Annotated in this window: 9 protein-coding genes and 2 pseudogenes; 7 read left to right on the top strand and 4 right to left on the bottom strand. The window is 72.2% G+C overall.

Annotation, left to right across the window (positions count from 1 at the left end):
• The first annotated feature begins 111 nt into the window (after positions 1-111).
• On the top strand, positions 112-654 hold the full coding sequence (locus SXIN_RS03680; protein WP_019710628.1) for a hypothetical protein: 543 nt from the start codon (positions 112-114) through the stop codon (positions 652-654).
• A gap of 284 nt (positions 655-938) precedes the next feature.
• Here SXIN_RS03680 and SXIN_RS03675 read toward each other — a convergent pair whose 3' ends face one another.
• Complete coding sequence (locus tag SXIN_RS03675; protein WP_039822990.1) at positions 939-1,760, bottom strand: SCO6745 family protein; 822 nt, start codon at positions 1,758-1,760, stop codon at positions 939-941.
• Positions 1,761-2,573: 813 nt separating this feature from the next.
• Between SXIN_RS03675 and SXIN_RS03670 the strand changes: the two genes are divergently transcribed.
• Positions 2,574-3,809: an MFS transporter gene (locus SXIN_RS03670; protein ID WP_050931018.1), complete on the top strand. Its 1,236-nt coding sequence runs from the start codon at positions 2,574-2,576 to the stop codon at positions 3,807-3,809.
• Positions 3,810-4,215: 406 nt separating this feature from the next.
• On the opposite strand, the pseudogene SXIN_RS31890 reads toward SXIN_RS03670, so the two are convergent.
• Positions 4,216-4,371: pseudogene (locus tag SXIN_RS31890) on the bottom strand (helix-turn-helix domain-containing protein); the annotation flags it as partial.
• 133 nt (positions 4,372-4,504) lie between these two features.
• Between SXIN_RS31890 and SXIN_RS31885 the strand changes: the two are divergent.
• Positions 4,505-4,735 (top strand): annotated as a pseudogene (locus SXIN_RS31885) (helix-turn-helix domain-containing protein); the annotation flags it as partial.
• Between the two features lie 138 nt (positions 4,736-4,873).
• Here the strand turns inward: SXIN_RS31885 and SXIN_RS03655 are convergent.
• Positions 4,874-5,887, bottom strand: coding sequence for a LacI family DNA-binding transcriptional regulator (locus SXIN_RS03655; RefSeq protein ID WP_019710624.1), 1,014 nt, complete (start codon positions 5,885-5,887; stop codon positions 4,874-4,876).
• 574 nt (positions 5,888-6,461) lie between these two features.
• Here SXIN_RS03655 and SXIN_RS03650 point away from each other — a divergent pair.
• From SXIN_RS03650 to SXIN_RS03635, 4 genes are all read left to right on the top strand, one after another.
• Positions 6,462-7,775, top strand: a complete 1,314-nt coding sequence (locus SXIN_RS03650; RefSeq protein WP_019710623.1) for an extracellular solute-binding protein — start codon at positions 6,462-6,464, stop codon at positions 7,773-7,775.
• Entirely contained in the window at positions 7,772-8,674 is a 903-nt protein-coding gene (locus SXIN_RS03645) for a carbohydrate ABC transporter permease (protein WP_019710622.1), read from the top strand. The genes SXIN_RS03650 and SXIN_RS03645 overlap by 4 nt, the downstream gene beginning before the upstream one ends.
• Position 8,675: 1 nt before the next feature.
• The gene (locus SXIN_RS03640) at positions 8,676-9,572 is read left to right on the top strand and encodes a carbohydrate ABC transporter permease (protein WP_019710621.1); all 897 of its coding nucleotides are present in this window, start codon (positions 8,676-8,678) and stop codon (positions 9,570-9,572) included.
• A gap of 104 nt (positions 9,573-9,676) precedes the next feature.
• Positions 9,677-12,076 carry a beta-xylosidase/alpha-l-arabinosidase gene (locus SXIN_RS03635; RefSeq protein WP_019710620.1) on the top strand — a complete coding sequence of 800 codons (2,400 nt, stop codon included), beginning with the start codon at positions 9,677-9,679 and terminating at the stop codon, positions 12,074-12,076.
• A gap of 90 nt (positions 12,077-12,166) precedes the next feature.
• On the opposite strand, the gene SXIN_RS03630 is transcribed toward SXIN_RS03635, so the two are convergent.
• Complete coding sequence (locus tag SXIN_RS03630) at positions 12,167-13,354, bottom strand: fumarylacetoacetate hydrolase family protein (protein ID WP_019710619.1); 1,188 nt, start codon at positions 13,352-13,354, stop codon at positions 12,167-12,169.
• Between the last annotated feature and the right edge of the window lie 60 nt (positions 13,355-13,414).

Raw genomic sequence — 13,414 nt, 5'->3', positions numbered from 1 at the left:
GAGACCGTGACCGGAGGGACAGTTCGTGCACGGTAACGAGTCGGCCACACGGCCCTGCGGCGCCGGTAGTGTCCCGGAGGATCATGGACGACCACACCACTGGGGGACACCATGCGCACTCGCGCCACCACCACCGCCGCGACCGTCTGCGCGGCCCTGGTCATGACTGCCTGCGGCGGCCCGGCCGGCTCCGACCCCGGCCCCGGGGCGACCGCAGGGAGCACTGGGCCGGCGACCCGTTTCACGGGCGGCGAGGAGGCCCGCAGCGGCGGCGTGGCAGTCAAGATCGGCAGAGTATGGGACGCCGACGAGATCGCAATGGAGGGAGGCACGGAGCGGGCGGGCGGCAAAGGGAAGATCGTGGCACTGGAGACCGTCGTCCGCAACGACACGAAGGCCAGTATGGGTCTGACCTGCTCACCGCCCTTCACCAGCACCCTGGTCGACGACCGGGGCCGCCGTTACGAACCCCTCGCCGGCCTCTACGGTGTCCCGGGGAATCCCGACTGCGACGACCGGCTTCGGCCCGGCCGCAAGGACGAGATGCTGTTCGTCTACCGCGTGCCGGAGAGCGCGGAGATCGCGGCGTGGGAGTTTGCCGAGTCCGGGCGGAAGCCCTCCGTCGTCGATCTCAGCGGCATGTCCGTCCTGTAGCGAGGCGCCGGACGAGCCGGCCCCGCGCGTGCTCCGCGGCCGAGCGGAGTCCCATGCCCGCCTCGCGGTGGGCCGGTACGGCGGGCGCGGGCCCCCTCCGGGACAGCCGCGGCCGTACCGGCTCCTCGCCCGCATCTTACGGCCGGCGTCATTGCCACCCAGCGGCCGGACCACAACCGCCGTCGGATGCCGCGCCGTGACCAGTGGCGGCCAGAGCTCTGTCGTCGGCCATGGCCGCCCGGTCGAGCAGGACGACCACGAGGCGGAAGGGGTGGAGGTATCGGTTAGCCGATCTTGAGGAGGCCGGCGTCGACGACCGCGTGGCCGAAGGGGCTCGCGAGTTCGGCGAGGCGTTCGCAGTCGGCCTCACCCAGGGCGGCGTAGGCGGGAAGGGCCAGCTGGTCGGTGCGGTCCTCGATGTGCCGGCGCAGGCGTACGCCCTCCGGGCTGAGGGAGTCGCCGTCGAGAAGACCCCGCGAGCGCAGGCTTTCCTCGGTGCCGGCCCACTCCTCCTCGGGCCACGCGCGGCTTCCCTTGAGGAAGTCGACGGGAACCTCGCCGGTGGCGGCGTGCAGAACCAGGGACTCCAGGCCCCCGACGCCCTCGCTCAGCAGGCACGCGACATGGCCGTCCCCACGGAACTCCCGGAGCAGGGTCTGGGCGTGCCACAACTGCAGCACCGGTTCCTCCGGCCAGTGCAGAGCGGCATGCGCGGCGAACAGCGCGCGGCCCTGGGCGTGTTCGCAGGCCGCCTCGGCGGCCCTGCGGGTCAGCGCCAGGACCTCGTCCAGAGCGGGCAGTTCGTGGATCCCGGCCCGTCGCAGGGCCTCGCTCGCGGCGGCGTGCCGCGCGTCCAGCACCTGCTGCGGCGTCGCCGTGTCCCAGGCCCCGTCGACTGCCTTCCGTACGAAATCGGGGTTGAAGTTGTAGAAGGTCGAGATGACCAGCTCGGCGGATGCTCGGCCCAAGGCGGCGCTCCGGGATACGAAGTACCCGGTGCGTCCGCTGAGTCCGAGGTCGGCGTACCGCCGCCGTCCCTCGGGGACGAAGTAGATCATGACGTGTACGGGTTCGAGTCGGCGCCAGGCTGTTCGCGCTGTCTTCATCGGGTCACCTCTTCTGAGAGTCAACAGACGGGGAGTTCACTGTGGTTCCGTACTCGCCGCGCGCTCGCAGATGTCCGAGCGGCAGGCGGCTCAGCGTCTCGGGCGCCTCCTCGGAGACCCGGTGGCTTCCTCCAAAGGGTCTCGAACCGGTACGGTCCGTGACCCGCTGCCCGGTCTCCTGCGCGGCCGCCGGGCCGAAGGTGCTGTCCCCCGTGTCCCGGACGTACGGCGTGGAGACGTCGATGACGCCGATCGCACCGTCGGGACGCCAGGCCCGGTACCGGTTCAGCGCCGGGGCGGGGCCGTCCGGGGCTGGACCCGGGGGAGTCCGCGCTGTTCGGTGCCACCACCCGGTCACCGTGCACGGCCAGTGCCGTCTGCCGCTGCCACATCAGGCCGGTCCGCGGGAAGCCGAGCGGCCACAGCAACGGGCGGCGCGGGGGCGGATCCGCCGGAAGCGCGTCGAGCACGCCCCCAGCAGTGGAGTCGCGCAGTTCGCCCACGGCCCGCCACTTCATACCGACTGGTCGGTCAGCTTTCAGTCGTTGACATGGATTGTCAAGGCCGAGGGTGCGCACCCCGCAACCGCAACCGCAACCGCGACCGCGACCGCGCACAGCGTCTTTGGCCACCTGCACAAGTGCGGATGAACTCGCCCAAGCCGGTGGGCGCCCGTAGGCGCGGAGACGGTTTGGGCAGCCCCCGCCCCAGAGCCGGCCGTACGGCCCTCCGGGAGCCGGCGACGAACCGGCTTGCTGAACAGGCTTGGAAACGGGAAGCCTTCGGGCGGCTCCGGCCCCTAGGTTTCACCCCATGGCCTCATCCGTCGGTCCTGAGGACCGTGCTGCCGGGGCGCGACCGCGTCTGGTGACCCGCCCGCTGCTGCTGCGCTTTGTGACGGTCATCGGTTCCTCGGCGAGCTTCTTTCTGCTGCTGTCGGTCGTCCCGGCGTACGCGCAAAGCGGGCCGGGCGGGAGCAGCGACAAGGCGGGCCTGGCCACCGGTGTGCTGATGTCGGCCACGGTGGTCGGCGAGCTGACGGCCCCATGGTTGGCTGCACGCTGTGGCTACCGCCTGATGCTGGGGGCGGGGTTGTTGTTGCTGGGCGCACCGGCACTGGCCCTGACGATGTCGCAGAGCATGGTGTGGATCGCCGCGGTGTGCTGTGTCCGGGGACTCGGGTTCGCGTTCACCCTGGTGGCGGGTGGGGCTCTGACGGCGCCGCTGATTCCGCCCGAACGCCGCGGGGAAGGGCTGGCCCTGATCGGCGTCATGGCCGGCGTGCCATCCCTGGTGGGCCTGCCGCTCGGGTCCTGGCTGGCAGCGCACACGGGGTACGGGCCCGTCTGCTGGGTGGCGGCACTGATCGCCCTGGTCTCCATCGCCGCCGTTCCGGGCCTGCCCGGCCGGGAAGCGGTATCGGGGCCGCCCCTGGGCATTTTCGCCGGGGCTCGTTCCGGCACGCTGGGCCGCCCCACGGTCGTGTTCGCGGTCACCGCGGTGGGCGCGGGGATCGTCGTCACCTTTCTGCCGCTCGCCGTGGCGCCGGGCCATTCCGGCGCGGTCACCGCGGCGCTCTTCGCGCAACCGGCCGCCGCGACCGCATCCCGCTGGTTCGCCGGCCGGCACTCCGACCGGCGCGGAGCCGCCGGGCTGGTCGTACCGGGGCTGGTCGTCTCAGCCTCCGGCATCCTCGTCGTTGCCCTCACGGGCGTCCCCGTCGCGGTCGTCGCGGGTGCGGCCGTATTCGGCGTCGGCTTCGGCATCACCCAGAGCGCGACCATCACGCTGATGTACTCCCGGGTCCCGGCCTCCGGGTACGGGACGGTGAGCGCCCTGTGGAATGTCGCCTACGACGCGGGTATGGGCTTCGGCGCGGTGGGCTTCGGCGCGGTGGCCGGCTTCACCGGCTACCCCTGGGCATTCGTCCTGACCGCGCTCCTGATGCTGACAGCTCTCGTCCCAGCCCGGTGGGACCAAACGGCGGCGCGCGAACAACGTGTGACGAACAGTGAGGATCAGGCGGTGACGGCGGAGGGGCAACGGTGAGCGGCTGCCCGCACCTCATCCGCCTTCACGGACTCGCCACACGAAATGAACGGCCCGGAGTCACAGGTGCCGGCTTTGGGCCGGAACGCTTCGATGTACGGGCCTGCGGCCATGCGTTCTCGGCGTCGTCTGCCGGGCCTGTGCAACAGCTGCCCGGAGCGTCGATCGCGACATCGTGAACCACCGGATCATCTTCGCCATCAAGGACCCGTGAGGCACGCGCTTGCGCCCTCCACGAGGTGCTGAACGTCAGGAGGTGACGTCCACCAGGACCCTGCCGACCGCGCGGCTCTCGACCGCTTGGTGCGCGGTCAGCGCGGGTATGCCGATGAGGCGCCGACGTCCAAGCCGGCCTCGTCGGGCAGCGGCACTGCCTGGGGACGTCGGGCCGTTCGTTCGCCGCCGGCTACCGGGCCCCGGGGCCGGGGGCGGGCGGGGTGCGCGGTCGCAGGCGCTCTCCCTGTGGCCCGAACATGATCAGGTACTCGACCGGGCCGCCGGAGCCGGCGTTCGCGACCCCGTGGGGACTCCGGGTGTCGGACTCGGCGACGTCCCCGGCGGCCCTGGTCGAGCTGGTCGGGGGCGTGCTGCGGCGGGAGCTCGACGGCGACGAGCCCCGTCTGGCCCGGGCGGTGGCGCAGGCGGCGAAGGACATCGTGGACAGCCGCCTCACCGGCCCTGATCTCTCCCCTTCGATGCCGGCCCGTGAGCTCAGCATCTCGGTAGGGACGCCGCACCGGGTGTTCGCCGCGGCCGGGGAGTCCGTGGGCGCCTGCTTCCGCCGCCGGCTGGAGCAGGCCCGTCTTCGGCTCCTGGCCGCGCCGCGCGGCCGGCTGAGCGTTTCGGAACTCGCCGCCCACTGGCAGTTCGCGGACAGCAGTCACTTCATCCGTGCCTTCGAGCAGCAGTACGGCCGGACACCCGCCCAGTACGCCCGGGCCCACGACTGCCACCGCGGTGAGGGCAGTGAGGGCAGTGAGGCGGCCACGCGGCGCACCCCTCTGCCCCGGACCGGCCCTGATACGGGGACGGCCGGTCACACAGCGCGTTCCGCAGCCGGCCCTCTACCGCCCCCGGGGCGGCGCCGTGGAGGCGCGTACCACGAGTTCGGTGGCGAGTTCGACGTGGTGGGACTCGGCCTTCTCACCGCCTGCCAGCCGGAGGGCGGTGCGCAGGGCGGCACCGCCCATCTCCCGCAGCGGCTGGCGCACGGTGGTCAGCGGTGGTGAGGCCATCCGGGCCAGGCTGGTGTCGTCGAAGCCGACCACGCTCAGGTCCTCGGGGACGCGCAGGCCCCGGGCGCGGGCGGTCTCGATCACGCCCAGGGCGATCTCGTCGTTGCCCGCGAAGATCGCCGTCGGCCGCTCGTCCAGGCCCAGGAGCTCCGTGGCGCCGAGCAACCCGGTCTCGTAGGTGAATTCTCCGGGCCGGACGTAGGCCTCGGGCACCTGTGCGCCTTCCGCCTCCAGCGCGGCGCGGTAGCCGTGCATGCGTGCCTGGTTGCACACGGCCATGGCGGGTCCGCCGAGATAGGCGATGCGGCGGTGGCCGAGGGAGAGCAGGTACCGGGTCGCGGCCAGGCCGCCCGCGAAGTTGGTCGCCCCGACGCTGTGGACCCGGCTGTCCGGCAGGTGCAGCGGGTCGAGCACGACCAGCGGCAGCCCGGACCGGGCCAGTTCGTTCAGATGCGCCGCGGTGTACACGCTGGTGACCGCGATGACGGCGCGGCGCCCGGCGGAGACCAGGTCCCGGGCCCAGTGCGGGGCGCTGGACGCCTTGCTGACCACCACCGAGGCCCCCAGTTCGGCCGCGGCGTCGACGATGCCCTCCAGGGTCTCGGCCACGTACGACTTGAGGCCCCCCTTGAACTGCACCTCGATGGTCGGGCTCTCGACGGCCTCGGTGTGACGGAACACGGGCGCGAGGTAGTCGTGCTGGTGGAGCAGTTCCTGCACCCGGGCGCGGGTGCGCGGCGCCACGTCACCGCGGCCGTTGACCACCTTGGACACGGTCGCGACGGAGACCCCGGCCGCCTGGGCGATGTCCGCCAGCGTGGTGCGCCTGCCGTTCGCTCGCATCGGTTCCTCTCAGCTGTACGTCCACCGGTGTGGTGAGCCGCCGGACGGGACGGCGGCGCAGGTGGAGCCGGTCAACCGTACGGCAATCCGGCGCCGCGCTCGTCGGGGGAGGCGCCGGCCGGCCCTTCGCCTCGACGCCTCCCCCGATCCGCGTGAGCCGCGGGCGACCGCGGGGGAAAGCAACCCGGTCACCGTGCGGCACGCCGTCCCGGCCACGTGCGCCCGCGCCCGCCTCCAGGGGCGGCGCCCCGGCGCGCCGAGGCGGCTGCCGGGCGGTCCGGCCCGGCAGCCCGAACGGCGGCGGGACCTGCACTGAGGCCGGTGGACCGGCCGGCCACGGCACTCCCCGACGCGGTTCTTTTCGAAACAGTTTCGGTCTCTACCGAGACCCCCAGGACCCTTCTCCGCCCGATTTTATGCAGCCGCCTGCCGCCCAACAACGTGCCCGCACGCACCTTGACAGTCGCTCGACCCGAAACCTAATTTGCACGGACAGGGCTCAGAGACAGATGTTTCGAAAACCTTTCACCATGACTCACGAGAAGCCGGCGGCTCTCGAGTACGGAGAAAAGACATGGCGCTCTCCCGACGTACCCTTCTCGCCCTGGCCGCCGGCGTGCCGGTCTCCGCGGCGCTGACGGCCTGCGGCGGCTCGTCCGGACCCGGCCGGAGCGGTGGCGGGGCCACGTACTGGTACCTGAACGGCCAGCCGCAGGAAACGGCCAGAGCCGGCGCGGTGGACGCGTTCAACAAGGCCCACCCCGACGGGCAGATCAAGGACACCACCTTCCAGAACGACGCGTACAAGACGAAGATCAAGACCGCCATCGGTTCCGGGCAGGCGCCCACCATCATCTGGGGCTGGGGCGGCGGGACCCTGCGCACCTACGCGGAGGCGGGCCAGGTCGAGGACCTCACCTCGTTCTTCGAGGAGCACTCCGACGTCAAGGAGGGGCTGTTCCCGTCCTCGTTCGGCGCGGCGACGGTCGACGGCAAGATCTACGCGATGCCGTGCGAGACCGTGCAGCCGATCATCCTCTACTACAACAGGAAGGTCTTCGACCAGGTCGGCGTGGAACCGCCGGAGTCCTGGGACGACATCATGGCGCTGGTGCCCAAGTTCAACGCGAAGGGCATAGCACCGTTCGCCCTCGGTGGTCAGTCCCGGTGGACGAGCATGATGTGGCTGGAGTTCCTGTTCGACCGCATCGGCGGCTCCGAGGTCTTCCAGGCCGTCATCGAGGGCGAGAAGGACGCCTGGTCCCACCCCGACGCCATCAAGGCGCTGACCAAGGCGCAGGAGCTGGTCGAGGCCGACGGGTTCATCAAGGGCTTCTCCTCGATCACCGCGGACTCCAACGCCGACCAGGCACTGCTGTACACCGGCAAGGCCGCGATGATGCTGCACGGCGCCTGGTCGTACGGCATCCAGCAGACCGACGGCGGGGACTTCGTCTCCGGCGGCGGGCTGGGCTACATGACCTTCCCGCCCGTCGAGGGCGGCAAGGGCGATCCGAGCAACACGGTCGGCAACCCCGCCCAGTACCTGTCCATCTCCTCGAAGGCGAGCGCGGAGCAGAAGAAGATCGCCAAGGACTTCTTCGCCACCGGCGTCCTCCAGGAGGCCGAGGTGAAGCAGTGGATCGACAACGGGTCGGTCCCGATCCGACTGGGCACGGAGAAGCTGCTGGCCGCCTCCGAGAGCGCCGACTTCCTGCGGTTCACCTACGACATCGCCAGCAAGGCCGAGGTGTTCGTCCAGTCCTGGGACCAGGCGCTCAGCCCGACGGCCGCCGAGACCCTGCTGGACAACATCGTCAAGTTGTTCCAGCTGTCCATCTCTCCCGAGCGGTTCGCCCGCAACCTCAACGCGGTCATCGGGAAATGAGCGCGCTCACCGGCCACCCGCCACGTCGCGCACCGCGCAGCATCCTGCCGTGGCTGGCGACGCCGGCGCTGGTGGTCTTCGTCGGCTTCGCCGTGATTCCGCTCGTCGGTGTCCTGGCGCTGAGCTTCACCACGTGGGACGGGATCGGCACCATCCGCCCGTCGGGGCTGACCAGCTGGCGCGCGGTGCTCACCGACCCCGGACTCCCGCACGCCCTCTGGGTGACGTTCGCGGTGATGGCCCTGTCCTGGGCCGTCCAGACGCCGCTGAGCATCCTGCTCGGCGTCTTCCTGGCGGGCCGGCAGCGCTACCGTGCGGTGCTGGGCGTGGTGTACTTCGTCCCCCTGATGCTCAGCTCCGCGGCCATCGCGATCGCGTACAAGGCCCTGCTGGACCCCAACTTCGGGCTCGGCGCCGGGCTGGGGATCCCGCTGCTCAGCCAGGACTGGCTGGGGCGCCCCGGGCTCGCCCTCGGGGTCGTCGTCTTCGTCGTCTCCTGGCAGTTCATCCCGTTCCACACCTTGATCTACCAGGGTGGTGTCCAGCAGATCCCGAAGTCCCTGTACGAGGCGGCGCAGCTGGACGGGGCCGGACGGATCCGGCAGTTCTTCGGCATCACGCTGCCCCAGCTGAAGTACACCATCATCACCTCGTCCACGCTGATGGTGGTCGGGTCGCTGACCTTCTTCGACCTCATCTTCGTCCTGACCGCGGGCGGCCCCGGCGACGCCACCCGGGTCCTCGCCCTGGACATGTACAAGCGGGGCTTCCAGGCCAGCCTGATGGGACCGGCCAGCGCCATCGCGGTCATCCTCGTCCTGGTGGGCCTGGCCCTCGCCCTGCTGCTGCGCCGGCTCGGCGGCCGGGACGCCGGCGCGAGCCAACTCGAGGGGGCCTGACGTGACCACCATGCTGACCAAGCCGCGACGACCGCAGAAGGCCGCGCACCGCGAGCGGCAGCACCGTTCCCCGCAGCCCGCCCGCCGGCGCAACTGGGCCGGCGGGCTGGCCGGATGGCTCTGGCTCGCCGTCGTCGCCGTACCCCTGTACTGGACCCTCATCACCAGTCTCAAGGCCCAGAGCAACTACTACGCGAGCAACCCGCTGGTGCCCACGGGCAGCCCCACCCTGGACAACTACCGGCTGGTCATCGAGTCCGACTTCCTCCGGTACTTCGTGAACAGCGTCGTGGTCACCGCCGGCGCCGTGGTACCGGCGGTCGCGTTCTCCTTCATGGCCGCCTACGCGATCGTGCGTGGCTGGCGCATGCGGTTCCTGCGGGCGATGAACGGGCTGTTCCTCATGGGCCTGGCCATCCCGCTGCAGGCGACGGTGATCCCGGTCTACCTGATCATCATCAGGCTGAACCTGTACGACAGCCTGCCGGCGCTGATCCTCCCGTCGATCGCCTTCGCCATTCCGCTGTCCGTGCTGGTGCTCGCCAATTTCATCCGCGACGTGCCCAAGGAGCTCTTCGACTCGATGCGGGTCGACGGCGCCACCGAGTGGGCGACGCTGTGGCGGCTGGCGGCACCGCTGACCCGGCCGGCCATCCTCACCGTGACCATCTTCAACGGGCTGACCATCTGGAACGGATTCCTGCTGCCGCTGGTCCTCACGCAGAGCCCGGACCTGCGGACCCTGCCGCTGGCGCTGTGGACCTTCCAGGGCCAGTACGGGGTCAACGTCCCCGCCGTGCTCGCCGCCGTCGTCCTCACCACCCTGCCCGTCCTGGTCCTGTACGCATTCGGCCGCCGTCAGCTGCTCAGCGGCCTGACCGCCGGGTTCAGCCGCTGACCGGCGGCGACGCCGCCTGGAGACGCCACACCCCGCCCTGACCTGCTCGTCGAACCGTTCGCCCGTCGCTCCCTGCACCGGGGCCCGAGGGGCGTAGGAGGAAAGTGAACGCCAGCGTGGCCTCGGATACCGCCCCCGGCACCCCCGTCTGGAACGACCCCGCCGTCCCCGTCACCGCGCGGGTCGACGCCCTGATCGGCGCGATGACCCTTGAGGAGAAGACCGCCCAGCTGTACGGAGTGTGGGTGGGCGCCTCCGATCAGGGCGGTGAGGTGGCCCCCCATCAGCACGACATGGAGGAGCCCGTCGATCTCGACGCGCTCCTGCCCGCCGGGCTGGGCCAGTTGACCCGCCCCTTCGGCACCGTCCCGGTCGACCCCGCCCTGGGCGCGCTCTCACTGGCCCGCACCCAGGCCCGCATCGCCGCCACGAACCGGTTCGGCATCCCCGCTCTCGCGCATGACGAGTGCCTGGCCGGCTTCGCCGCCTGGGGGGCGACGGCCTACCCCGTCCCGCTGTCCTGGGGCGCCACCTTCGACCCGGACACGGTGCGGCGCATGGCCGCCGCCATCGGCCGCGACATGCGCGCCGTGGGCGTCCACCAGGGGCTCGCGCCCGTCCTGGACGTGGTGCGCGACGCCCGCTGGGGCCGGGTCGAGGAGACCATCGGCGAGGACCCGTACCTCGTCGGCACCATCGGGACGGCCTATGTGCGGGGCCTCGAGTGCGCGGGAATCGTCGCCACCCTCAAGCATTTCGCCGGCTACTCGGCCTCCCGCGCCGGCCGCAACCTCGCACCCTCCTCCGTGGGCCCGCGGGAGCGCGCCGACGTGCTGCTGCCGCCCTTCGAGATGGCGATCCGCGAGGGCGGCGCCCGGTCGGTGATGAACGCCTACACCGACACCGACGGGATACCCTCCGCGGCCGACGAGGATCTGCTCACCGGGCTGCTCCGCGACACCTGGGGCTTCGAGGGCACCGTCGTCGCCGACTACTTCGCCGTCGCCTTCCTGAAGACCCTGCACGGCGTCGCGGGCGACTGGGCCGGCGCCGCCGGCTCGGCGCTGCGCGCGGGCATCGACGTCGAGCTGCCCAACGTCAAGACCTACGGCGCGCCCCTGGCCGAGGCCGTGGCCGACGGCCGGGTACCGGAGGCGCTGGTCGACCGCGCCCTGCGCCGGGTCCTGACCCAGAAGGCGGAGCTGGGCCTGCTCGACCCGGACTGGGACCCCCTGCCGGCCGCGCTCGGCGGGGCCGGCCCGGATGATCCGGGCACCCCGGTCGATCCGGACGCCCTGCGCGGCCGGATCGACCTCGACGGCCCGGAGAACCGCGCGCTGGCCCGCACACTCGCCGAGGAAGCCGTCGTGCTGCTGAGCAACGACGGCACCCTGCCGCTCGCCGGGCCGCGCCGCATCGCCCTGCTCGGCCCCAACGCCGACGAACCCACCGCCGTGCTGGGCTGCTACTCCTTCCCCCAGCACATCGGCGTCCGGCATCCCGGGACCCCGCTCGGCATCGAGCTGCCCACGCTGCGCGACACGCTCGCCGCCGAGTTCCCGGACGCCGAGATCACGGTCGCCCGCGGCACCGGGATCGACGACGGGGACCTGTCCGGCATCGAGGAGGCCGCCCGGGTGGCAGGCGAGGCCGACCTCGCTGTGGTGGTGCTCGGCGACCGCGCCGGTCTCTTCGGGCGGGGCACCAGCGGCGAGGGCTGCGACGTCGGGACGCTGGAGCTGCCCGGCGCGCAGCAGCAGCTGCTCGACACCCTGCTCGACCTGGAGACTCCCGTGGTCACCGTGTTGCTCGCGGGACGGCCGTACGCCCTCGGCCGCGCCGTGACGGAGTCCGCCGCGATCGTGCAGTCCTTCTTCCCGGGCGAGGAGGGGACGCACGCGATCGCCGGGGTGCTCAGCGGCCGGGTCAATCCCTCGGGGCGTCTCCCGGTGAGCGTGGCGCGCGGGCCGGGCTCCCAGCCGGCCACCTACCTCGGGGCGCGGCTCGCCCACGCCAGCGAGGTGTCCAGCCTCGACCCGACCCCCGCGTTCGCCTTCGGTCACGGTCTGTCCTACACGCGGTTCGACTGGGCCGATCTGACCGTGGACGCCCAGGAGGCCCCGACGGACGGCGAGTTCACCCTCTCCTTCACCGTCCGCAACACCGGCGAGCGGTCCGGGACCGAGGTCGTCCAGCTCTATCTGCACGACCCGGTGGCCTCCGTCGTCCAGCCGGTGCAGCGCCTCGTCGGCTACACCCGGGTCGCGCTGGAGCCGGGCGAGGCCCGGCGCCTCCGGGCCACGGTCCCCGCCGACGTCGCCTCCTTCACCGGGCGCGACGGCCGGCGCGTCGTCGAACCGGGCGAGCTGGAACTGCGCCTGGCCGCCTCCAGCGCGGAGCCGCGCCTGACGGCCGGGGTCACGCTGACGGGAGCCGAGCGCCATGTGGACCACACCCGGCGCCTGCACGCGGCGATCGGGCAGGAGCCGGCCGCCCGGGCATGAACCGGGAGTGTGCGGCGCCGCCGGAGCAGCGGCGGCGCCGCACACGGGGCCCGCGGGGCCGGGCCCCTGGTGGTCTCCGGGCCGTTCGTCTCACAGCAGCCCGCGCCGGGCGAGGTTGCGCATCAGCGCTCCGACGCCGAACGTCCACGGCGCGGCCTGTTCGCTGGGGACGACGGTGTTGACCAGGGCGCCGAGGCGCGGGCTGGAGATCCGCACGAGGTCGCCGTACTCGTGGGTGAAGCCCGCGCCGGGCGTCTTCCGGTCCTCGGTGGGGGCGAAGAGCGTGCCGGTGAACAGCACGAAGCCGTCCGGGTACTGGTGGTGCGGACCGTGCGTGGCGGCCACCAGGTCCAGGACGTCGCGGCTGATCTCGCGCAGGGAGCTGCTGCCGTGCAGGACGTAGCCGTCCGGGCCGTCGATCCGCAGGTCGATGTCGAGCCCGCGTACGGCGTCGAGGCCGAAGTCCTCGTCGAAGAGGCGGATGAACGGGCCGATCGCGCAGGAGGCGTTGTTGTCCTTCGCGCGGGACAGCAGCAGGGCGCTGCGTCCCTCGATGTCGCGGAGGTTGACGTCGTTGCCGAGCGTCGCGCCGCGTACCCGGCCGCGCGAGTCCACGACGAGCACGGCCTCGGGCTCGGGGTTGTTCCACACCGAGGCGGAGAGCACGCCGATGTCGGCGCCGGTGCCGACCGCGGACAGCACCGGGGCCTTGGTGAACACCTCCGGGTCCGGCCCGATCCCGACCTCCAGGTACTGCGACCACAGCCCTTCGGCGAGGAGCAGTTCCTTGGCCCGCTCCGCCTCCGGCGACCCGGGGCGGATGCCGTCGAGCGCGCCGCCCACCACCTGCCCGACGCGGGCCCGCACCCGCTCGGCCTGCGCCGGATCGCCGCCCGTGCGCTCCTCGATGACGCGTTCCAGCAGACTCCGGGCGAAGGTGACCCCCGCGGCCTTGATCACCTGCAGGTCGACGGGGGCGAGCAGATGCGGGACGTCACGGCGGCCGGACGGTGCCTCCAGCAGTTCGTCCAGGGGCCAGACCTGCCCTCCGCCGGCCTCGCGGACGACCGCCGCCGCGTCCTCGCGCTCCATGAGGCCGGAGACGGTGGGTGCGAGGGCGGTCAGGTCGACGACGTGCTCACCGCGGACCGCGGCGACGCACGGGCCGTCACACTCCGGGTCGTGGACGCGCGCGACGAGGGCGGCCCGGCCGGCGTCCTCCGGCAGGACGGAGCCGGGGGTGAGCGCCCGGCGGGGGCGCGCTGCTGCCGATTCCACGATGCTCTCCTGGCTTCGAAGGGGCGCGAGCTGAGGCAAGAGGGCGCGAGGTGACGCGAA

The sequence above is a fragment of the Streptomyces xinghaiensis S187 genome (assembly GCF_000220705.2).
Taxonomy (GTDB): domain Bacteria; phylum Actinomycetota; class Actinomycetes; order Streptomycetales; family Streptomycetaceae; genus Streptomyces; species Streptomyces xinghaiensis.
This window is presented reverse-complemented; position numbering and strand designations above follow the sequence as displayed.